Genomic DNA, 20,633 nt, shown 5'->3' on the forward strand with positions numbered 1-20,633 from the left:
GTGGCATGGTGGAAAGGTACCTCACTTCCCCAGCGAGATGCTGGTTTCAAGGTGTCCACCATCTGGGGGTCAGGTCCTCCGCCCTCGCCTGCTTTATCGGTCATGTGCTTGATCATCTGCTCTGGTCCGGACACAGCAACGGGCACGCCTTGCGGCCCGGAAGAAAAGTTGGGGGCAAGGAAAGCAAATAACATCAGCCCGATAACGATTGGTACCCCAATCACGGCGGCGAAGATTTTTACGGTCGTGTTTTGCCGCGAGTGAGTAGCAGTAGAACTCATGACAATCCCCTTATCTGGAACACTGTATTTCAGTTACTTAAATAGAACATAGTGTTCCATTTGTTAAGATGTCAACCATGAGACAAGATGCAGCCAATAATCGTGCGGCAATAGTCACCGCAACCAGGCAACTACTCACCAGTGAGGGGCCTGGAATTTCCATGCGGACCATTGCGAAGGCCGCTTCAGTGGGCGTAGCCACGGCCACTCGACACTTCCCCGAGCGCATCGAGCTCCTCGACGCGGTAAGCGCGCAGGCAACGGCCGATATCGCCACAATCATCGATGCCCACAGTGCGGAATTTGCCAGCGATGCACGCACCGCGTGGCGCACCACCGTCCATTCCATAGGATCTTTGCAGCTAGCAACCCTCGCCCAAGCAATTTATGAAGATGCCATGCGCGATCCGGAGACGAGGAAACAAAAGGACCGCATCATTGAAAGGCGCGCCGAGGAATTAATCAGCACCTACGACAAGCTGCTGGACGCCGCCAAAAAGGCACACCTGTGTCCAGAAAACCTTAATGCGCTGGATTTTCACATAGGACTCGGGATAGTCACCCGCCCCATCCCGATAGAGCCCAAGACCTCGTTTACTCCAGACGCGCTTACCCCACGCCTCATAGACCTCATGCTTGATGGCCTAGTAGCACAAGCCGAAGCGAACGTTACCCCTTAAAGCCCATTTATCGAGGCTGCACACCGGAAACAACACATTTTCCGTTTAACCCGCGGGTTAGGCGGGGGGTTATTTCATTTCTCCGGACACGATTCCGGCGCGCTGCTTGTCCCACTCGCAGTCACGGGCGTCTACGTGGTACGCTCCATATTGAAGAATATAGCTAGAAAAGACCCTAACACTTCGGTGTTGGGGTCTTTTCGTTTGTCAGGGGTTTTGCGGGAAAAATTAAAAACTTTTTCTCAAAAATCGAGCGCCGGCATTAGCGCCGGCGCTTTTTCTTTGCCCTCCGGGCGGCACGATTCAAGCCAGCAGGGGCAGCAGAACGACGCGCATTTTTATCCATAAGCTCGGCAAACTCACGCACCGCAAGCACTAACTCCTGGTGCTCATCACTGACGTAAAACTCGCGCCCCGCCCGGAGATCACGAGTCATCTCTCTAACGACACGAGCCGCGTCAGCTACCTCCTCTCTGGGGGTACGCAGCTTCAGCGTGGCTTGCTCATGCGCCTGCGCCAGCTCCTCTTGGTGCTGTCGCCTACGACGCGCTGTGTGGCTTTCTAAGCGATTGAAGACGCGGTGCGGGGGTGCTTGGGTTGGGCAAGGCGCTTAAATCGCTCAGGTGCTCACACCTTGCCCCGCTTTCTGCCACCTGTCGCCGCAGCCGAAACCCCCACTCCGCAACCGCTGACCCGACAACAACGCCGCAAGCTCGAGCGCGAACAGAAAAAAGGGGCGCTAATTCTCCAGATTCGTTAGTCGGATTTCTATTTCAAAGTGTTGCAGACTTCTTTATCCACCCACATAATCACTTTTATGAGAATTAAAACCAGGTCAACTTGTACTGTCGTTGCAACTGTTCTTTCTGCCCTCGCCCTCTCTTGCCCGCTAGCATCTGCTACTTCGACTGAGATATCAGAAGGCGCATCACCTCGGGCTGAGGTGAAGCCTGGAGATAGCTTTACTTTTACGCTTGATGAGGAAACATCGAATGATGGAATATCAACTCGCTCTTTGAATGCAGGTGTATGCACTGGAACATTTGCGAATCCCCCGGTAGAAGCCGGAGGAATTCTCTCTTATGGATTGCATGTCCGGTGTACTGGAACTGGGTTTCTTCCTTTAAAAGCAAAGATCAGGCTTCAAGAAGAACATCTCGGATTTGCTTATGAGACAGTAGATGAAACCTCTAAGAATCTTCCTGAGGGTGGCTACGGATTTGTTCGTGGAGAAGCGATCTGTGACCCAACTACTTCAGGGCATGATTATCGAATTGATGGAGAGATTTTTGCAGGAAGGCATCATGACATTGGTATCTCCAAAGAAGTCCATCTTCCATGCAATGTGCACTAATTACTCTGCATAAGCCAGGCTTTTAGTTCCTCCTCTGCACGCTCACAACCACCTGGGTAGTTTTCGTTCAGCTCTTCAGCCACGGAGTCAAAGATTTTCTTAGCGATAGCCTCAGCATGGTCAGGTTGAAGCTGCCCTCTTAAATCATTTAAGGGGGCAGAGAGAGTGACATAAGGACTGGGGCGTAAAGAATAAGACCGCATGTCAGCGGCATATATTCGAGGAGTTGTCCCCAAAAACTGAGATTCAAGGACGACGTTTCCGAACACTAATGACGATAGGTTTTTCTCTTCCATAGTCGGCAGTTTACGGAAAATAAGGTGTGTTAACTGCCGACTTATTCAACTATGGAAACTCGGCAGAGAATTAGGCAATCGCTTAATGTCGCCGCTTTTTCTTTGCCCTCCGGGCGGCACGATTCAAGCCAGCAGGGGCAGCAGAACGACGCGCATTTTTATCCATAAGCTCGGCAAACTCACGCACCGCAAGCACTAACTCCTGGTGCTCATCACTGACGTAAAACTCGCGCCCCGCCCGGAGATCACGAGTCATCTCTCTAACGACACGAGCCGCGTCAGCTACCTCCTCTCTGGGGGTACGCAGCTTCAGCGTGGCTTGCTCATGCGCCTGCGCCAGCTCCTCTTGGTGCTGTCGCCTACGACGCTCACGCGACGCAGCAGCACGGCATGCACCCGAGCAAAACCGGGCCTGCCGCCCACGCGGATCCGACCGGTGCGGGATCGGTTTCCCGCACCTTTCGCAGACTTCTTTTTGGGTCGCCATGCCCCCACTTTATCGCACGTGCGATAAAACCTGCCAGGCACTAAAATGCCTGGTCACCCGATGTCACTAAGAGTGCATATAGTGTGTGTCTCCCAAGCCGCTTCGCGGCGTGGACTCGGGCCGGATTTACCGGCCCGAAAGACCGGCGGCACCCCGCCGAAAGACTGACGGCCCTGGCGGGTAGGTCAGCAACATATTTGGACACATTCCGCCCGACCGCGCCTGTCAGGCCTGCGGGACGGTTTAGTCACTCCACGCGGCGCGCTGTGTGCCCGTCTAAGCGATTAAAGACCCGGCAGCGGTACCCATTGTGGAGGGCCAGAGCTTCTGCGCGATTGAGCACGCGAGGACTGTACCGGGGCAACCGAGCCGTCCGGCTCGGGCGGCAGCCCAGACCGAGCATCTGGAGCCGGACAACGCACCGGTTGCGGTATTCCTTTTCCGCACGACCGAAATACGGGACGTGCAAGGAGGAATCCATGAAAAGAACCCCACGCCCCCACACTAGTCTTAAGCGACTTTCTGAGCTGCTCTCGCTCGCGCTAGGCGCTGCCGTCGGCGCGATCCTTGCCAACCCCCATGGACACGATCCACGGTTGGGCCGAGCTTCTCGATCTGCTCGTCTTCTGGCGCTAGCGGCAAGACACTATTGGCACTCTTAGTGTTAATCGGGCCTGGGCCAGATTCACCGCTTCTTGCTCACCCAGTTGGTTGCTGGATCAGCGCCCCTCTGGCTCCCTCTCAAAGCTCCTTAGCGCCTCCAGGAGTGGCCGCGCCTGCGGCGGGCTTCTATCGAATTCGCTTTCGCTCATTCGGCTTATTTTTCGACTGGACGGCGTGACCAGAAGGCCACCTGCGCGCCCCTCCGGGCGGGAGCGCTTGGGAAGGGCGCCCCCGCCCTACCCTTATTTCTAAGGGCTGGGTCGGGGGGCAGAATCTGCTGGTCTCCGGTATGGGATGGCAGGTGTAGGTATGCCAGATTCCGGCCAAGGTAGTTAATCCTCGGCACCGTACGGCGTGTGTAAAAACTCTGGCGCGTCTCAAGCTAATTGACTGCGCGGGCGTACTCCTGGGGCTGGTCGTCCTCTGCTCCGGCCTTGCGGCTTAGGAACCCCAGCAGGCTGTTTACTCGGTTGCTTAGTCAGCCCCTCTAACGGTGCTCTCAACCCGCCGTTTAGACTGTAGAAGCCAGGTGTACAGCCTTCCCCCGAAAACAAACCTTCGCACAACGAAAAAGCCTCGAGCCACCGTTCTGGGAACGATGTCTCGAGACTTGAAAATGGTGCGGCCTGAGGGGATCGAACCCCCGACCTATTGGGTGTAAACCAATTGCTCTTCCAGCTGAGCTAAAGCCGCATGCGCCCTTGCGCTGTTATGTACAGTAGCGCAGGATTGTGAAGCTACACAAATCAGCTGGTGAAGGCTATTTTTTGGTGTAACCGCGCGGTACCAGGCAGGAACCTTGCCACTCGCCCAAGCGCTCAGCTTTGGTCTGCACCAAGCCGGCTAGCTGCGCCGATTCGGAGATGAGACCAGGCTCGACGGTGCCAGGCTTGCCGGCACCTGGGGTCAGCAACCACACGGAGCCATTATCCGCGAGGGGGCGGCTGGCATCCACCAAACCGTCCACGAGGTCGCCGTCTTCCTCGCGCCACCAAAGAAGGACTACATCGCACAGCTCATCATTTTCCTCTTCGAGGAAATCCTCACCGAGTACGGCTTCGATAGATTCAGAGATTGTGGTATCACAATCCTCGTCCCAACCAAGCTCTAGAGCGATTTGCCCTTCCTTGATTCCGAGCTTGACTGCAGCGTCAGCCACTATGCATTTCCTTCCTTATTCGGTGAATTCTTGCTCACGCCCGGCCCGTGCTTGGCAGGGAGGGCGTGTGTTATTACATGTAGTTTAACGCCCCAGGGCGTCTTTTACTTGCTATAGCACCCCTTTCCCCCAATTTGCAGGCCCTTTTCTGCTCACACCGGCGTCTGTTTTGTGGGACAACTAGCGCCGTTTAGGGGCCTACTACCCACGTTTGCACGCTGGGTGAGAGAAGCAAACCGCAGGTTATAGGGGGTGCATCGGAAAGCGCCGCGATTTAGACAGCCTAGACTCCCACTCGCGATCTGGGAACGCGTATCGTAGGAGATAAACTCTGCAGACCCTTAACTAGGAGGTTTACATGGCCGAGAAGGACCCCGCCAAGGGCGATTCCAACTTCCCGCTTATCCGCGATGGTGTTGCATCGTACCTTCACGACAGCGACCCAGAAGAAACTCGCGAGTGGATGGATTCCCTCGATGGTCTGCTGGACCATTCTGACCAAGAGCGCGCGCGTTACCTGATGCTGCGCCTTCTGGAGCGCGCCACCGCCAAGCGCGTGGAGCTTCCCTCGTTGACGTCGACGGACTTCGTCAACACCATTCCCACCAACATGGAGCCGGAATTTCCTGGCGATGAAGAACTAGAAAAGCGCTACCGCCGCTGGATCCGCTGGAACGCTGCCATCATGGTGCACCGCGCGCAGCGCCCCGGCATCGGCGTCGGCGGCCACATCTCCACCTACGCGGGTGCCGCCCCGCTGTACGAAGTCGGTCTCAACCACTTCTTCAAGGGTAAGGACGATCCTTCAGGCGGCGACCAGGTCTTCTTCCAGGGCCACGCCTCCCCGGGCATGTACGCCCGCGCCTACATGGAAGGCCGCCTCTCTGAAGAAGACCTCGACGGCTTCCGCCAGGAAGTTTCCCTCGGTGAAGGCAAGGGTCTGCCCTCCTACCCACACCCGCGCCTGATGCCATGGTTCTGGGAGTTCCCCACCGTGTCCATGGGCATTGGCCCGATGAACGCCATTTACCAGGCACGCTTTAATAAGTACCTGGAAACCCGCGGCATCAAGGACACCTCCAAGCAGCACGTGTGGGCTTTCTTGGGCGATGGCGAGATGGACGAGCCAGAATCCCGCGGCCTGCTGCAAACCGCTGCGCTGTACGAGCTGGATAACCTCACCTTCGTGATTAACTGCAACCTGCAGCGCCTCGACGGCCCAGTGCGCGGTAATACCCAGATCATCCAGGAGCTGGAGTCCTTCTTCCGCGGTGCCGGCTGGGATGTCATCAAGGTCATTTGGGGCCGCGGCTGGGACAAGCTGCTGGACAAGGACACCGAAGGTGCCCTCGTCAACGTCATGAACACCACCTCTGACGGTGACTACCAGACCTTCAAGGCTAACGACGGCGCTTATGTGCGCGAGCACTTCTTCGGCCGCGATGAGCGCACCGCAAAGCTGGTAGAAGACCTCTCCGATGACGAAATCTGGGCACTGCGCCGCGGCGGCCACGACTACCGCAAGGTCTACGCAGCGTACGCCCGCGCTCTAGAGAACAAGGGCTCCGGCAAGCCGACCGTCATCTTGGCCCACACCATTAAGGGCTACGGCTTGGGCCACAACTTCGAGGGCCGCAACGCTACCCACCAGATGAAGAAGCTGACGCTGGAGGATCTCAAGAACTTCCGCGATAAGCAGGAGATCCCCTTCTCCGATGAAGAGCTGGAAAAGGATCCCTACCTGCCGCCGTACTACCACCCGGGCAAGGATTCCCCGGAGATCAAGTACATGCTGGAGCGCCGTCAAGAACTCGGCGGCTTCCTGCCTGAGCGCCGTGCGGACTTCACCCCATTGGAAGCACCTTCCTTGGACAAGCTGCGCTCCGTGCGCAAGGGCTCCGGCAAGCAAGAAGTCGCTACCACCATGGCCTTGGTGCGCACCTTCAAGGAGGTCATGCGCAATAAGGAACTGGGCAAGCGCGTCGTGCCCATCATCCCGGATGAGGCTCGTACCTTCGGTATGGACTCCTGGTTCCCCACCATGAAGATCTGGAACCCACGCGGCCAGAACTACGTGCCGGTGGACCACGACCTGATGTTGTCCTACCGCGAGGCCACCGATGGCCAAATCATGCACGAGGGCATTTCTGAGGCCGGTGCGGCAGCATCCTTTACCGCCGCCGCTACCTCGTATGCCACCCAGGGCGAGGCCATGATCCCGCTGTACATCTTCTACTCGATGTTCGGCTTCCAGCGCACTGGCGATGCCTTCTGGGCCGCCGGCGACCAGATGGGTCGCGGCTTCATCATCGGCGCTACCGCCGGCCGCACCACCCTGACCGGTGAGGGCCTGCAGCACATGGATGGCCACTCCCCTGTCTTGGCAGCCACCAACCCGGCGGTCATTTCTTATGACCCAGCCTTCGGTTTCGAGGTTGCTCACTTGGTAGCGCGCGGTATCGAGCGCATGTACGGCGAAGACAACGAGCCGGTCATGTACTACCTCACCGTGTACAACGAGCCGGTCCACCAGCCGGCCGAGCCGGAGAACTTGGACGTGGAGGGCCTGCACAAGGGCATCTACCACTTCAATACCGCCGAGAATGGCTCCACCCCGGCCAATATCCTGGCTTCGGGCGTCGGCGTGCACGAAGCTCTTCGCGCACAGGAGATGCTGGCTGAGGATTACGATGTCAAGGCATCGCTGTTCTCCGTGACCTCCTGGAATGAGCTGGCCCGCGACGGTGCCCGCCGCAACAAGGAAGCGCTGCGCAAGGGCGAAGAGCCCTCCGAGGCATTTGCTACCTCCCAGCTCAAGGACTTCGAGGGCCCATTCGTTGGTGTCTCGGACTTCACCACCGAGCTGCAGGAGCAGATTCGCCCCTACGTCCCAGGTACCTACATCACCTTGGGCACAGACGGCTTCGGCTTCTCCGATACACGCGAGGGTGCCCGCCGCTTCTTCAACAACGATGCGGAATCCATCGTCGTCGCTGTGCTCGATGGCCTTGCCCGCGATGGCAAGATTGAGCGCTCCGTCGTAGAAAAGGCGGCCTCCGAGCTGAAGTTGGATGATCCAACTGCACCTAATAGCGGCGAGTAATATCGCCCGCACCTCCACAATGGAGATGTAGCTCAGGCGCTTCCGGCTCAATGCTGGAAGCGCCTAGATTATTTTTCGCGCAATCTCCCCTAACCAGTACCGCGTGAACCTATTTCTCCTATGTCACGCACCAATCGCTACTACACTGGTCACTATGGCAAATGACCTCAGTGCCCAATTGCAGGCAAAGTTTCAGGGTTCTGACCCGGATAAGGACCACGACCCAGATCGGGATACGCTGGGCGAGCTCATCGCCCTCATCGTCAAAGTCACCGGAACCGAGGCCGAACTTGGCAGGGACACCGCGCTTTCCGATGTCGGCGTGGAATCCCTCGAGCTTATAGAGCTCACCGTGCGTGCCGAAGAGCTCTTTAAGGTGCGGCTTACTGAGGAAACAATGCTTAACTGCGAGACCATCGGCGATATCGCTGACTATTTGGAGGACCACCAATGATTTCTTACCTATCCGATATGGACGGCGTACTCATCAAGGAAGGGGAAATGATCCCCGGCGCTGATAAATTCATTCAAACGCTGAAAGATAACGACATTGAGTACATGGTGCTCACCAATAATTCCATGTCCACCCCGCGCGACTTGGCGGCACGGCTACGCAATACCGGACTTGATATTCCGGCCGAGCGTATCTGGACCTCCGCCACTGCGACGGCAAACTTCTTGGCCACCCAGGCCAGCTCCAGCAAGGCCTACGTCGTGGGAGAGTCCGGTCTGACTACTGCGCTGCACGAGGCCGGTTGGATCCTCACCAACGATGACGCCGATTTTGTGGTCCTTGGTGAAACCCGCACCTACTCCTTTGAGGCGATTACCACCGCCATCAACCTCATCCGCAATGGCGCCCGCTTCATCGCCACCAACCCTGACGTTACGGGTCCTGCTCCCGAGGGCGTGCTCCCAGCAACCGGCGCGGTGGCCGCATTGATCACCGCCGCTACCCACCGCGAGCCCTACTACGTGGGAAAGCCCAACCCTGTCATGATGCGCTCAGCGCTCAACCACATCGGCGCTCACTCTGAAAACACCATCATGATTGGTGATCGCATGGATACCGATGTCAAGGCGGGCCTAGAGGCCGGCATGCGCTCCATTTTGGTGCGCTCCGGCATTTCCGATGACCGCGAAATCTCCCGCTATCCTTACCGCCCAACCGCCGTGTTTAAGTCGGTTGCAGATATTCCCGATAAGATCATGGATCCCTTCGCCGACGAGGAATCCTAAAATGGAGCCCTGCTGCGCGACCAACCTCGTGCGGCGGGGCTCAATTTGGCCGCGCTCGCGCCGATTCGCTCGTGCGTCTTAGCTAAAACGCACGGTGGCGCTAAAGCCATAGCGCTGCGCAAGGTAGCACACCGCGCTCTCAAGCGCGGCAAGCTCCACCTCGGTTCCGGTAAGCACCTGGTGGCAGCCAATGCCGATGCCAGAATCCATTCCAGAACCCGTCGCCTCACCGCGCACGAGCGCCTCCATAGAGATCTCGTCGCGGTACCACCGAGTACACCACTGGGCGGTCAGCGGGTCATCGCCTGGGACGATGAACTCCGATTCGGTGCGAATGCACCGATCCATGGCGCGTTCTACCTCTGGGCGCAACGCACGCGGCATCCCAGAAATTTTCAGCACACCAGTGACCACGACGGCCGCACCATTGCGGCTGGGCCACGTGTAGTTGGAGGCCGGTTGATCAACCGGCACTGGATTGACGCAAGTATTCATAGCCGATATCTCCCTCGACAAATCACCACTGCTATCCACACGCGTGGCGTGCGGCGCAGTGCAAGACGAGCTTCGTCTTCCCCAACGAACTGTCTTTTGCGTCTGCACCCAATTTTCCTGCGCCACACCACCCTCTACAACCCTCAACTTTCACTTCAACCCCCAAGATCTAAACCTCAACATAAAGTCCAGACTGTAATTAAAGTGACTAAAGAAATTGAAGTTACAACAGTGAAATTTGTGAAATTTACCCCTTGAACCGCTTTCTCTAAAACAACGTCCCGGTACGAGTCGCTCACAAGGCAGTTAGCAGCGGAAACACTTGCCCAATAGCGCTCACCCCCTAGGGCCCCGGCCGAAAACTACCCCAGTCCCCCTAGGGGCTAAGCTCTCCAAAAAGTCCCAAGTGGTAAACCCACGGCGGGGGTAGCCAGGCGCCAACCCCACTCTCATCCCCTGATTTGAAAAAGAGACGCACGCCCCATCAGTAGAACGGTCGATATTCATTTATTTTGTGTTAAGAAACAGTTTGACACGATCCACGCACTCTGCTTATACTGAGATAAATTCAAGCAATCCAGTTTGAATTCTCCCTATTGAAAGGAACCCCCTATGTTTGATCTTTCTTCTGCTCTCGGATTCCAGATTCTCTCCCTCGTTGACGGCATCTTCACCCAGTTCGCCATGTTCCTCGAAGGCCTCGGTCTGCAGGTGTTCTAAAAAGAGCAGCTTTAAGCTCCCCACTCCACTGGAATGGGGAGCTTTTTTCGTTTTCCTATTAAGGAAAATCTGCGACGGAGCTCCTTACAGCGCCTCCCAGATCTTTGTATTGGTTTCATTCCACAGTGGCTTTGCCCAATCACCAAAATCTCGGTCTGTCAATGCCACCATGGCGTAGTCGCCGGCCAGCCAGAGGTAGGTTCCGGACATACCGAAGTGCCCGGTGGCATCGGCAGGCAGGGCTCCCATCCAGTGGTCTTTCTCACCGCGGATCTCAAATCCAAGCCCCCAGGTGCAATCCTTAAAGCTCCCGTAACCGGGTACGATGCCGCGCAAACCAGGAAAGTGAACGCGGCGCATATCGGCCACGGTACTGGGGTGCAGGAGCTGCGGGTCGTGGACCTCGGCAGCAAATGCAGCGAGATCCTCCACGGTAGAAACCAAGCCGTGCCCTGCCGAGTCCTCTAAGCGGGTAGAGGACATTCCAAGCGGCTCGCACACGCCTTCGCGCAGGTACTCTGCAAATTCGATGCCGGTGGCACCTTCAACGATCTCTGCACCCCACTCATAACCGGCAGAGGAATAGATGCGCCGCTCGCCCACTGGTTTTTGTTGTTCACGCGAATCGAACTTCACACCCGAGGCGTGCGCGAGCAGATGCTCGAGGGTCGAACCCTCCGGACCAGCGGGCTGCTTCAAATCCACCGCGCCTTCCTCCACGGCCATCATCACCGCGTACGCCGATACCAGCTTGGTAACGGAGGCAACCGGAAATTGGCGCGAAGTATCGCCTGCCTTGTCTATCACCTCACCGCTGTGGATCAATGCTCCGGCCACGGTATCTACGGGCCATTGATTTATCTGCTGCAACTCGCTCATATCTTCCAGCCTACTGTGCTCTAGACCTCTGAATAAGGCGTGCCGATCGGTGCGGAGGTAAACCCGTGGTTACTGATAAAGGAATTTCTGGTGTAATGCGGCCTGAGCGGTTGCAAGCCCTTTCAATCTTAGAAAACTTATGAATATGACTAGCAGAAACCACAGCATGCAATCAGAGATGTCTCATGTCAACCGCCGCAAATTCCTCCAAACCAGCGGCACAGTCGGCGCCGCCTTGGCGCTGACCACCACTGCCAGCACGGCTAACGCCAGCACTGCTCATGCACAAAGCAGCCTCTCCTCGCGCCCAGAACCACACATGGTAGAGCCCACGCTCGGTGAACGCCCCTTCCTGCACGGGGTAGCCTCCGGAGATCCCATTCCAGATTCTGTTGTCTTGTGGACGCGCGTGACCCCAGATGCAGATGCGATGCCTGGCTCCGGTGCAGGCGCGCCTACCACCGTGGAATGGGAGATTGCGCGGGATGAGGAGTTTAGGGACATTGTCAAGCGCGGCGAAGTCACCACCGATCCCGCACAAGATCACACGGTCCACGTGGATCCTCACGGCCTCGAACCAGAATCCGTGTATTACTTCCGCTTTCGTGCCCAAGATAAAATCTCCCCCGTAGGCCGCACCAAAACCGCACCAGCGGTTACTGCATCCCCAGAAGAACTAACCTTCGGTGTAGCCAGCTGTGCCAACTGGGAGTCCGGTTTCTTTCAAGCCTATGGCGATATCGCTCAGCGCGGACGAGCCGGGCAACTAGATTATATGGTCTTTCTGGGAGACTATATTTACGAATACCCACAGCGCGAGTACGCCGGTTTCGGTCCAGTACGCCTGCACCACCCCGCGCACGAGATTACGACACTGGAAGATTATCGCACGCGCCTCGGCCGCTACCGCACCGATGAAAATCTCCAAGCAGCACATGCTGCCCTGCCGTGGATCGCGGTCTGGGACGACCACGAAACCGCAGACAATTCTTGGAGGGACGGCGCCCATAACCACACGGAGGGAAAGGAAGGTGCTTGGATCGATCGCCGCAATGCCGCGATGCAGGCCTACTTTGAATGGATGCCGGTACGGGCAAGCAATCCATCCGATAATGGCCATCTCTACCGGTGTTTGACCTTTGGCGATCTCGTGGAACTGACCATGATGGATCTGCGCACATACCGCGATAAGCAAATTCTCTTTGGCCCTGCCAGGATGGCCGCCGAGGGGCGAAGCATGCTCGGTTCGGAGCAGTACGACTGGCTGGTCAACAAGATCGACACCTCCGCCGCCGCGTGGAATATGCTGGGCAACTCCGTCATGTTCTCCCCCATGAACCTGGCTACCCTGCAGCGCGACGACAAGCTAGCACCCGTATCGTCCTCACTGTCATCCAATATCACCGGCATTCCCGTCAACGGCGACCAATGGGATGGCTATTCGGCAGAACGCCGGATGCTTATCGATGCCCTTGCCAAGCACGACTCCCACGCCCTCTTTGTTACCGGGGATATTCACTCCGAATGGGCACACAATATCAGCAAGGATGGGCGCATCTTCGGAGCCGAAATGGTGTGCTCATCTATCTCCGCCCCCAATGTCAACGAACAGCTCCACCTTCCCGAGGACAACGGGCTTTCCACGTTGGCAGAGCGCTACCTTTTGGAGGCAAACCCCCATACACGCCACGTAAACCTCGATCACCACGGATATAGCTATGTCACCATCCGCCCGGATTCTGCGGAAATGCACTGGCTGCGCGTTGAGGACCTGCTCAACCCCACCGCAGCAGTAAACGAAGCCATTACGCTGACATGGCGCCCGGATGAGGGATTTAGTTCTTAATTTTTAGCGGGCAGTTGTTAACGCTCGCTGGGTGCACGTTCGATATAGAGAGTGAAAGATCCTCTCTGGGATATTTCACTCTCTATCACTCGCGCTCTCTTCCCCTACCTGCCGCGGACTACGCGTTAGTCCGCGGCAGGTTCATAATCAATGTAGCCGCGCTCGCCGCCGACGTAGAACGTGGCCTGATCTGGCTCATTAAGGGCCAGGCCTTCTTCCCACCGGCGTACCAAGTCCGGGTTAGCAATGAGCTGACGGCCCACTACAACGGCATCCACGTGGTCCAATTCCAGCTCGCTCTCGGCATCTTCCTTGGTGGTGACAGTGCCGAAACCATCATTCATCAAGACCTTGGTTTCGCCATTGGCACGGGCCTTCTTTGCCAAGGCCGAGATGAGCTCGCCTTCCGGCTCGGCGTGCAGGAAGGAGACATAAGCCAGGTTCAGCGGGGCAATGGCGTCCAAAAGTCCGCCGTAGGTGGCCAACATATCCGCCTCGTCATCTTCAACAATGCCTTGTACAACGTGGGCCGGGGAGAAACGCACGCCCACGCGGTCAGCACCAATTTCATCTACGACAGCACGAATGACCATCTCTGGCAGGCGCCACCGGTTTTCTGGGCTGCCACCAAATTCATCGTCGCGCTGGTTGGCAGACGGTGCCATGAATTCGTGCAGCAGGTAGCCATTCGCATTGTGGATCTCTACACCATCAACGCCGGCATCGACGGCCCGGCGTGCGGCAGCGCGAAATTCCTCAACGATGCGCGGGAGCTCATCAGCCTCTAGTGCGCGCGGCACCGGCGCATCCATCTTGCCTGCAAAACCGCGAACCTGGCCGTCCCAATCCAACGCGCTTGGGGCCTCTGCCTGGGCGCCATCAATGAGATCTGGGTGGCTGGTACGGCCGCCGTGCATGATCTGCATGAACAGCACGCCGTCCTTATCATGTACCTCATTGGCTACCTCGCGCCAACCAGCGGCTTGCTCGTCATCGACGATGCCCGCCTGACCCGGGAACGCGCGGTTAGTCCATGCGGGGAAGGTTCCCTCCGTCACCACGAGACCGGCGCTAGCGCGCTGGGAATAGTACTTTTTGTGTAGCTCGCTGGGGACACCGCTGTGACCTGCACGCTGACGCGTCAGCGGCGCCATGGTCACGCGGTTATTCAACGTATAACGGCCAAGTTCCAAAGGTGTAAATAATGATGTCATGTCTACTGAAACAGCCCGGGTATCAAATTTGTTCCACCTTTCGCCGCATTTCCTATAAATCCACAGCTAGATGCTGGTTTAAATGCTAAAGTTTTCACCGTTCACACCGCCGATTTTTACCCGTTCTTATGATGTTGAAACGCCACACTTCCTTAATGCTTGCCGCCTTGTCCCTTACCATGCTGAGCGCCTGCGGTACCTCCGATGATTCCGATTCTGCCGAACCCGAACCTGCTTTTGTGCCCAGCGAGGCTTCCACGGCCCCTACGACCGTGACGGAAACCCTGGAGAATACTCCAGACTCCACCGCGGAAAAAGGCGATGAAGAAGGTGCCGAACATGGCGATGCCGGCTCGAATGATGACGCTCCCCCAGCTGGAAATCACACGATTTACGCTGGGAAAATTGGCGGCCACTGCGGATATACCGACCAGGGAGACACCATCGAAGCCGGCGAGCATACATCGTGCGAGTTTACCGGTGCTATTTTTGATGAGGCGATCAAGCACTCCTATCCATTTAGACAACCAAAAAAGAATGTCACTGGAACTTATAACACTGACATTTCCGTCGCCAGCCCTATCACCGGAAAAACCTATGACCTTCGTTGCGGGATTGGAACAGATGGCCGCGTATTAACTTGCAGCAAAAGGGGCGATGACAGCTTATCTGCCTCGTTTAGAGATGAAATAAACAACCGTTTTTGGCCCGACCGCCTCGAGGTATACGGCGCCCCTCCGAGTATCTAGTGGGGTTCTGAAGGAATCGCGGTCTGCTGGCTATTTGCCGCCCCGCTATTTCCGTCTGCATCCGATCCTCCATCTCCATTCCCTTGGCCATCGCCAGAATCGCCGTTCGAGTCAGCGGGTCCATCCTGATTGCTGCCGTGCCCATCCCCAGAATTAGGAGTCGAATTGGGGTCCTGGCTGGGGTAGCTAGGAACGGTCGGCGTATTGGTGGTCGTCGGTGTTGAATCAGCATCCGTCGGCTCAGTTGGGGTGCCGGTAGTAAGGGGGTCTTCCGAAGGCACAGTCTCTTCAGATTCCGTTGGATGCTCGGAGGAAGATTGCGTATCGCGATCCTTCCAATAGTCCGGCGACAACCAGCCAGCCTCCCCTTCCTCTGGGTTGCTTGCCGCGAGGATGAGCAGGCCAACGACGAGCAGGGCCGCCACGAGGCCTGTGGTGGAGGCACGCACGCGCCCGCCGATGGTGGCGAGCTTCTGGAATTGGGTATTGGTCTGAATCGTGCGCCAGATCTTTCGGCGTGATTTATCATCGTCTTCCGCGGCGTCTTCGCCCGCTTCATCCGTGACTGCTTGTTCGTCGACCTTGGTCTGAGCAAGCTCGACTTCCTCTGGGGCCATTTCCTCTTCCACCGTGGGGTCATCTACTGGCGTATTGGGGCGGGAGCCTTCCCCGGCATCCAAGGCGTCTTTGGCAGACTGCGCCGCGGCATGCTTTGGGCTCTCCGGCTTCTTCTTTTTCTGTTCCTGCAGCTCATCAAAATCGATGGCGGAACCGTAGTGGTCCCAGAATTCCGAAAGCAACGCCGAGCGGATAGCGCGCTCCACGGACCACTGGCGGGCGGGATTAACCGTCACCATGATGCGGTAGCCCACCTGCCACGGCTGGCCGGCAACCTGCGGGCTGACCAATTGCGTGGCGGGAAGAACCGTGAGCTCGCCGGCCACATCGACAGAGATCTCTGGGGCTTCAATAGCGTGCTCCGAAATCTCTTTGACGCGGCTCGTAATCTCCGGCAAGGATTCGCCCTCGTGCACCGGGACGTTGATATTGACCACCGCGCGGGACCATTCCTTGGAATAGTTGGTCACCACGCCCGCGGAACTATTGGGGATGGTCACCAGCTCACCAGTTGGGGTGCGCACCTTCGTGGTGCGCAGGGTCAGCGTCACCACATCGCCTTCCACCCCAGGAATGCCGGCAAAGGAGACATAGTCACCCACGCCGAATTGCTTTTCCGTCAGGATGAAAAATCCGGAGAGGAAATCCGAAATCACGGACTGGGCACCAAAACCAACCGCGGCAGAAACTATCGTCGCAGGCACCGCAGCACCCAGCGCCGGAACGCCGAGATTGGTCAGTGCGGCCGCGACCAATAGGAAGTACGCAACCGCTTGGACGATGTAGACCAATGCTCCGGTCAGTGCCAGCCGCGCCTTCGTGGATTCTTCTTGCTCATCCAAATTATGTTCGATGATCCGGATGGCTAGGCGCCCCATGCGGGGCAAAAGAATGCCGATTATCACGAATGCGATGAGCGGCAAGCCATGGTCAACGATGAGGCCCCACAGCTCAAAAAAGAAATACCTCAGGTTCATGGTTCTAGGATATGGCACCTAGCTGAAAAATTGATGCCAGTTTTCTGCCAGAAATCCAGACCCGGAATTTAGGGGGCATCGGCAAGCAGCTGCTTAGAAACCTAGTCGCGCGATTGATAACGGTCCATCAGGCGATCAATCAACTCATCGGTAAGTTTGTCATCTTCCAGAATCGTATCGAGCAGCCGCTGGGATTCCTCGCTGGAGGTCTGCTCCTCCGCCTCATAGGAATCGCCGCTAAAGTCCACTCCAAAATCCATGTCCTCGGACTCAGCTGAGACACTACTCAACTGGTCGACATCAGATTCGAAGGACTGCAAAAACTCGCTGGCCTCCTCCGCCGCATCCTGGCGGCGCTTTCCGGAACGCACTTGCTTTTCGATGCGCCGCTGCAGCGCCTCTTCCATCTGCCGGTGGCGCCAAGAGCGCACGCGGTGCGGCTCCAGCTTGCGCCCGACCGCGCGGCTTTTATTCTCAGCCTTTTTCGCCAGCGCCTTAACCTGCGCAGCCGTATCATTTATCGGCGCCCACTCCTGGTTCGCGGGCACGCGCCACCCGGCCCAAATGCCCAGCAGCGCCAAGAAAATAGACACCAATGGCCCCACGATCATGCCGACGGCCAACATATCGAAGTGGTTTCCCACGAGCACGATCACCGCACAAGCGATGGCCGGAATTACCGTCGGCTGATTATCGCCAAAGACCGCGGGCTCGCGCCCCATAGCAATATCGCGAATCATGGAACCGCCAGTAGCGGTAAACACACCCATCATGATGCACGGAATCGGCGGAAGCCCATAGGTAATGGCTTTCACCGCGCCAGTGCCGGCCCACAGGCCAGAAACGACGGCATCACCATGCGCCTGGATATAATCCCAGGTCTTTCCCTTGAAATAGACAAAGCGCGCGATCAACGCGCCAGTAAACGCCAGGTACAGGTACTCCGGCTCGCTCATCGCCGCTACCGTGCCGCGATTGATAAGCACGTCGCGCACCATGCCCCCGCCCAGGGAAGAAAACATCGCGATGAAGAAAAACCCGATGATGTCGTATCCGCGCTTGCGCGCAATGGTGCCGCCGATAATTCCCATCAGCAATACACCGCTGACATCGGACCAGCGATAGAGGGACTCAATGAGCGGATCTACTTCTGTCATGCCGTTTATTAGACTGCACTGCTCACCCGTGCGCAATTCGCCTGCCCACATGAGCTGCGGTGCTGCACTTTTCCTGTTCTACTGCCCCTTCTGTTTATCCCCTATATTCCGCATGAAAAAGATTCTCTCGCTCTTACCGGCGCTCCTGCTGGTTGGGTGCTCGTCCACCCCCGCTGACGACGAGCCCAATTTCACCGATACTAGCCCGCACAGCGCCAGTTCAGACAGCGGTGCGCTTGCCGATGCCGACTCCGATACCGATTCCGCACCTTCCGCAACTGCCAAGCTTTCTAAGCCGCAGAAAGCGGAGAAAGACGACGATTCCGCACTCGCTGCGCAGGTAGGCGGCATGTGCGGCATTCGTGACTACGCACAAATCATCGCCGACGATGCCACCGATTGCGCCTTTGCCCTGGACATTTATAAGCATGCAATGGATGCCACATACAGGCTCGAACCCCCAATCCGACCGTTACTGCAGCCTGGCAGAGCGACATTACTGTAAAGAACCCGAGCTCTGGTGAGAGCTACGATCTCCACTGCATCATGGCCACGAATCAAAAATCCGTCCATTGCAGAAACCCAGAAAACACAAATATCGGCACCCGCATCGAGCTGACCGCCAGACCGATTTTCTCCGAGCGTGTGCACACCGAATACTAAAAAGGAGGCGCCAGCATTGCTTGCCGACGCCTCCTTCTACCGTGGGGCCACCGGGGCTCGAACCCGGGACCGACGGATTATGAGTCCGGAGCTCTAACCGACTGAGCTATAGCCCCACACGGATGTCATGTCGTATATTACGACACTCCGCTCCCAAAAGATTAGTCAATAGCCCGCGAAAGACCAATTCTCGGCCCCTCATAAAATAACCCCAGTTGAGTGCGCGACGCCCAACCGTGGATGTCCGCGCTGCGACTGGATCCCACGTTAGAGCCTCAGTGAAGTTGAATTCGGGCCTGACCCCCGGAAAGTGGACACGTCGGGGGTTAGCTATGCTGCTTTAGTCAGTGTAGCTGAAGTCTCGGCTTCAAAGACATCAGGCGCTACAAGATTGCACCAGGAGTGCCGCCGGCGCGTGTTGTAGCGCATGCACCACCGAAAGACTTCCTGCCGGCAGATAATGGGATTATCAAAGACTTTCCTATCGCGCAAGACTTCCCGCTTTAAGGTGGCGTTAAATGATTCTGCTAGGGCTTCTATCAGCACTCGTTCCCACCGCGCCCATGGACTGGCGCACACCCAACGACGAGCAATAGTTCCTAAAGGCTTGTGAGGTGTACACGCTGCCGTGATCGGAATGGAATATAGCCCCGTCAAGACTGCCGCGTACACCGTGCGCGTGGGCTATTGCATCGACGACCAGTGACACTCGCATGTTGTCTGCGAGCGCATAACCTGCAAGTTTGCGTGAATACGTGTCAATGACTGTAGCCAAATACATGTTCTTTCCACCCTTACAGGGCAGGTAGGTAATGTCGCCAACATAAACGCGATTCGGCTCGTTGGCTGTGAATTTACGGCCTACTAAGTCCGGCATGACGCGGTGGCCAGGCTTACGCCTGGTAGTGACACATCGGCGGCGTTTGGTAAAGCCTTTAAGCCCCATGGTTTTCATGATTCGTGCGACCTTCTTGTGATTGATCGGGACATACGCCGTGTCCTCGTTCAGGCTTGCAGCGATGCGTTTAGCGCCGTAAAGACCAAGCTCATCATCAAAGATGGTTGCGATCCTTGCACCAATAACAGCATCAGAATACATCTTTAACCTGCGATTTTTACGGGTTTGGACCCACTTATAAAACGAGGACCGATTCAGCTTTAACACATGGCACATCCGCTTGACCGAGTACTCGGTTCGGTGGTCATAGACAAACTGGAAGCGGATCACCAGTGAGTCTCTTCGGCAAAATATTTGGCGGCCTTGCGCAGAATATCGCGCTCTTCGCGCAATTTTGCGTTTTCTTTTTCTAACTGGCGGATCCGTTCGGAATCATTCGCCGCTTGGGCTTTATCCTGCATGGCTTTTATACGCGCACGTTTGCCGGTGCCGTACTTTTTGACCCAAGAATGCAGCGAGGCTCGATTGATTCCGAGCTCGGCTGATGCTGAGTTCAGCGAGAGGTCCTCATTGTTCTCATAGAGGGCCACGGCATCGCGTTTGAACTGTTCGGAGTACCTGGACATGATGGTAGATTACCTTTCTTCCCAGCCCGACTGGGCTGGATATCAGGTGTCCACCAAACAGGGGTCAGGTCCTTCTGCCCCTCATAACCGAAGCGCTGATCATCGTTGATGTATGCCCTTTCGATGTGTTGATTATTGGGTAGCAGGAAATTTGAGGCATTAAATCAAGAAAAACTTATCCCCGCTCACGCGGGGAGCACATATGCTCTTTCGAGGGTGTAGTTCTTAAGGGGTGCACCCTGGGAGCTGAGTAGTACGAATATTCAGCTCCCGAGGTGCTTAGCTATCTAGCTCCAGCTTTCTCATCTCAATTTTGTGATTTGAGATTAGGGCTCATCCCCGCTCACGCGGGGAGCACGTCTTTGTGTTTGTCGCGTTGTGTTTTGGGGAGGGCTCATCCCCGCTCACGCAGGGAGCGCCACTGGTCTTGGGCGATACCGACGATGGCCTCGGGCTCATCCCCGCTCACGCGGGGAGCACGTGAAATCGCTGCCACGCTGGGCGATGTCGGCGGGATCATCCCCGCTCA

Annotated in this window: 17 protein-coding genes, 2 tRNA genes and 2 pseudogenes; 8 read left to right on the forward strand and 13 right to left on the reverse strand. The window is 56.8% G+C overall.

Annotated features, from left to right (window positions below; translation table 11 throughout):
- Nucleotides 1-281 (reverse strand): annotated as a pseudogene (locus ABRP86_RS10950) (hypothetical protein); the annotation flags it as partial.
- Between the two features lie 77 nt (nucleotides 282-358).
- Here ABRP86_RS10950 and ABRP86_RS10955 point away from each other — a divergent pair.
- Entirely contained in the window at nucleotides 359-961 is a 603-nt protein-coding gene (locus ABRP86_RS10955; RefSeq protein WP_349864315.1) for a TetR/AcrR family transcriptional regulator, read from the forward strand.
- Nucleotides 962-1,223: 262 nt separating this feature from the next.
- Here the strand turns inward: ABRP86_RS10955 and ABRP86_RS10960 are convergent, their stop codons facing one another.
- Nucleotides 1,224-1,397, reverse strand: coding sequence for a hypothetical protein (locus ABRP86_RS10960; RefSeq protein ID WP_349864318.1), 174 nt, complete (start codon nucleotides 1,395-1,397; stop codon nucleotides 1,224-1,226).
- Nucleotides 1,398-1,778: 381 nt separating this feature from the next.
- Here ABRP86_RS10960 and ABRP86_RS10965 point away from each other — a divergent pair, with 381 nt between their 5' ends.
- On the forward strand, nucleotides 1,779-2,315 hold the full coding sequence (locus ABRP86_RS10965) for a hypothetical protein (RefSeq protein WP_349864319.1): 537 nt from the start codon (nucleotides 1,779-1,781) through the stop codon (nucleotides 2,313-2,315).
- Here ABRP86_RS10965 and ABRP86_RS10970 read toward each other — a convergent pair.
- From ABRP86_RS10970 to ABRP86_RS10985, 4 genes are all read right to left on the reverse strand, one after another.
- Nucleotides 2,312-2,611, reverse strand: a complete 300-nt coding sequence (locus ABRP86_RS10970) for a hypothetical protein (RefSeq protein ID WP_008490165.1) — start codon at nucleotides 2,609-2,611, stop codon at nucleotides 2,312-2,314. The two genes, ABRP86_RS10965 and ABRP86_RS10970, sit on opposite strands and share 4 nt — an antisense overlap.
- Before the next feature lie 82 nt (nucleotides 2,612-2,693).
- Nucleotides 2,694-2,867: a hypothetical protein gene (locus ABRP86_RS10975; protein ID WP_349864323.1), complete on the reverse strand. Its 174-nt coding sequence runs from the start codon at nucleotides 2,865-2,867 to the stop codon at nucleotides 2,694-2,696.
- A gap of 1,511 nt (nucleotides 2,868-4,378) precedes the next feature.
- Nucleotides 4,379-4,454 (reverse strand) — tRNA-Val (locus tag ABRP86_RS10980).
- Nucleotides 4,455-4,521: 67 nt separating this feature from the next.
- Complete coding sequence (locus ABRP86_RS10985) at nucleotides 4,522-4,920, reverse strand: DUF3052 domain-containing protein (RefSeq protein WP_349864326.1); 399 nt, start codon at nucleotides 4,918-4,920, stop codon at nucleotides 4,522-4,524.
- Between the two features lie 358 nt (nucleotides 4,921-5,278).
- On the opposite strand from ABRP86_RS10985, the gene aceE reads away from it, so the two are divergent.
- From aceE to ABRP86_RS11000, 3 genes are all read left to right on the forward strand, one after another.
- Nucleotides 5,279-8,023, forward strand: a complete 2,745-nt coding sequence (gene aceE / locus ABRP86_RS10990; RefSeq protein ID WP_349864329.1) for a pyruvate dehydrogenase (acetyl-transferring), homodimeric type — start codon at nucleotides 5,279-5,281, stop codon at nucleotides 8,021-8,023.
- Between the two features lie 154 nt (nucleotides 8,024-8,177).
- Nucleotides 8,178-8,477 carry an acyl carrier protein gene (locus ABRP86_RS10995; protein WP_349864331.1) on the forward strand — a complete coding sequence of 100 codons (300 nt, stop codon included), beginning with the start codon at nucleotides 8,178-8,180 and terminating at the stop codon, nucleotides 8,475-8,477.
- Nucleotides 8,474-9,262 (forward strand): HAD-IIA family hydrolase, encoded by a 789-nt coding sequence (locus tag ABRP86_RS11000; RefSeq protein WP_239269712.1) that lies wholly within the window; start codon nucleotides 8,474-8,476, stop codon nucleotides 9,260-9,262. Before ABRP86_RS10995 ends, ABRP86_RS11000 begins: the two co-directional genes overlap by 4 nt.
- Nucleotides 9,263-9,340: 78 nt before the next feature.
- On the opposite strand, the gene ABRP86_RS11005 is transcribed toward ABRP86_RS11000, so the two are convergent.
- Nucleotides 9,341-9,757, reverse strand: a complete 417-nt coding sequence (locus ABRP86_RS11005) for a hypothetical protein (protein ID WP_284869810.1) — start codon at nucleotides 9,755-9,757, stop codon at nucleotides 9,341-9,343.
- 804 nt (nucleotides 9,758-10,561) lie between these two features.
- The gene (locus ABRP86_RS11010; RefSeq protein WP_284869809.1) at nucleotides 10,562-11,356 is read right to left on the reverse strand and encodes a serine hydrolase domain-containing protein; all 795 of its coding nucleotides are present in this window, start codon (nucleotides 11,354-11,356) and stop codon (nucleotides 10,562-10,564) included.
- 145 nt (nucleotides 11,357-11,501) lie between these two features.
- Here ABRP86_RS11010 and ABRP86_RS11015 point away from each other — a divergent pair, with 145 nt between their 5' ends.
- The gene (locus tag ABRP86_RS11015; RefSeq protein ID WP_284869808.1) at nucleotides 11,502-13,202 is read left to right on the forward strand and encodes an alkaline phosphatase D family protein; all 1,701 of its coding nucleotides are present in this window, start codon (nucleotides 11,502-11,504) and stop codon (nucleotides 13,200-13,202) included.
- A 125-nt stretch (nucleotides 13,203-13,327) separates the two neighbouring features.
- On the opposite strand, the gene ABRP86_RS11020 is transcribed toward ABRP86_RS11015, so the two are convergent.
- Complete coding sequence (locus tag ABRP86_RS11020; protein WP_349864333.1) at nucleotides 13,328-14,416, reverse strand: alkene reductase; 1,089 nt, start codon at nucleotides 14,414-14,416, stop codon at nucleotides 13,328-13,330.
- A gap of 128 nt (nucleotides 14,417-14,544) precedes the next feature.
- On the opposite strand from ABRP86_RS11020, the gene ABRP86_RS11025 reads away from it, so the two are divergent.
- Nucleotides 14,545-15,165 carry a hypothetical protein gene (locus tag ABRP86_RS11025; RefSeq protein WP_349864335.1) on the forward strand — a complete coding sequence of 207 codons (621 nt, stop codon included), beginning with the start codon at nucleotides 14,545-14,547 and terminating at the stop codon, nucleotides 15,163-15,165.
- Here ABRP86_RS11025 and ABRP86_RS11030 read toward each other — a convergent pair.
- Nucleotides 15,162-16,760 (reverse strand): mechanosensitive ion channel family protein, encoded by a 1,599-nt coding sequence (locus ABRP86_RS11030; RefSeq protein WP_349864337.1) that lies wholly within the window; start codon nucleotides 16,758-16,760, stop codon nucleotides 15,162-15,164. The two genes, ABRP86_RS11025 and ABRP86_RS11030, sit on opposite strands and share 4 nt — an antisense overlap.
- 101 nt (nucleotides 16,761-16,861) lie before the next feature.
- Complete coding sequence (locus tag ABRP86_RS11035; RefSeq protein ID WP_284869804.1) at nucleotides 16,862-17,917, reverse strand: trimeric intracellular cation channel family protein; 1,056 nt, start codon at nucleotides 17,915-17,917, stop codon at nucleotides 16,862-16,864.
- Nucleotides 17,918-18,029: 112 nt separating this feature from the next.
- On the opposite strand from ABRP86_RS11035, the gene ABRP86_RS11040 reads away from it, so the two are divergent.
- Complete coding sequence (locus ABRP86_RS11040) at nucleotides 18,030-18,422, forward strand: hypothetical protein (RefSeq protein ID WP_284869803.1); 393 nt, start codon at nucleotides 18,030-18,032, stop codon at nucleotides 18,420-18,422.
- Between the two features lie 200 nt (nucleotides 18,423-18,622).
- Here the strand turns inward: ABRP86_RS11040 and ABRP86_RS11045 are convergent.
- Nucleotides 18,623-18,696, reverse strand: a tRNA-Ile gene (locus ABRP86_RS11045).
- Between the two features lie 214 nt (nucleotides 18,697-18,910).
- Nucleotides 18,911-20,104: pseudogene (locus ABRP86_RS11050) on the reverse strand (IS3 family transposase).
- Between the last annotated feature and the right edge of the window lie 529 nt (nucleotides 20,105-20,633).

This window comes from Corynebacterium sp. KPL3927 (genome assembly GCF_040225835.1).
Taxonomy (GTDB): domain Bacteria; phylum Actinomycetota; class Actinomycetes; order Mycobacteriales; family Mycobacteriaceae; genus Corynebacterium.

What these genes read in the sequence shown, in the direction of transcription:
- ABRP86_RS10955 (WP_349864315.1), top strand. Translation starts at nt 359, where the DNA reads ATGAGACAAGATGCAGCCAATAATCGTGCGGCAATAGTCACCGCAACC.
- ABRP86_RS10960 (WP_349864318.1), bottom strand. Translation starts at nt 1,397, where the DNA reads ATGACTCGTGATCTCCGGGCGGGGCGCGAGTTTTACGTCAGTGATGAG.
- ABRP86_RS10965 (WP_349864319.1), top strand. Translation starts at nt 1,779, where the DNA reads ATGAGAATTAAAACCAGGTCAACTTGTACTGTCGTTGCAACTGTTCTT.
- ABRP86_RS10970 (WP_008490165.1), bottom strand. Translation starts at nt 2,611, where the DNA reads ATGGAAGAGAAAAACCTATCGTCATTAGTGTTCGGAAACGTCGTCCTT.
- ABRP86_RS10975 (WP_349864323.1), bottom strand. Translation starts at nt 2,867, where the DNA reads ATGACTCGTGATCTCCGGGCGGGGCGCGAGTTTTACGTCAGTGATGAG.
- aceE (WP_349864329.1), top strand. Translation starts at nt 5,279, where the DNA reads ATGGCCGAGAAGGACCCCGCCAAGGGCGATTCCAACTTCCCGCTTATC.
- ABRP86_RS10995 (WP_349864331.1), top strand. Translation starts at nt 8,178, where the DNA reads ATGGCAAATGACCTCAGTGCCCAATTGCAGGCAAAGTTTCAGGGTTCT.
- ABRP86_RS11000 (WP_239269712.1), top strand. Translation starts at nt 8,474, where the DNA reads ATGATTTCTTACCTATCCGATATGGACGGCGTACTCATCAAGGAAGGG.
- ABRP86_RS11005 (WP_284869810.1), bottom strand. Translation starts at nt 9,757, where the DNA reads ATGAATACTTGCGTCAATCCAGTGCCGGTTGATCAACCGGCCTCCAAC.
- ABRP86_RS11010 (WP_284869809.1), bottom strand. Translation starts at nt 11,356, where the DNA reads ATGAGCGAGTTGCAGCAGATAAATCAATGGCCCGTAGATACCGTGGCC.
- ABRP86_RS11015 (WP_284869808.1), top strand. Translation starts at nt 11,502, where the DNA reads ATGACTAGCAGAAACCACAGCATGCAATCAGAGATGTCTCATGTCAAC.
- ABRP86_RS11020 (WP_349864333.1), bottom strand. Translation starts at nt 14,416, where the DNA reads ATGACATCATTATTTACACCTTTGGAACTTGGCCGTTATACGTTGAAT.
- ABRP86_RS11025 (WP_349864335.1), top strand. Translation starts at nt 14,545, where the DNA reads ATGATGTTGAAACGCCACACTTCCTTAATGCTTGCCGCCTTGTCCCTT.
- ABRP86_RS11030 (WP_349864337.1), bottom strand. Translation starts at nt 16,760, where the DNA reads ATGAACCTGAGGTATTTCTTTTTTGAGCTGTGGGGCCTCATCGTTGAC.
- ABRP86_RS11035 (WP_284869804.1), bottom strand. Translation starts at nt 17,917, where the DNA reads ATGACAGAAGTAGATCCGCTCATTGAGTCCCTCTATCGCTGGTCCGAT.
- ABRP86_RS11040 (WP_284869803.1), top strand. Translation starts at nt 18,030, where the DNA reads ATGAAAAAGATTCTCTCGCTCTTACCGGCGCTCCTGCTGGTTGGGTGC.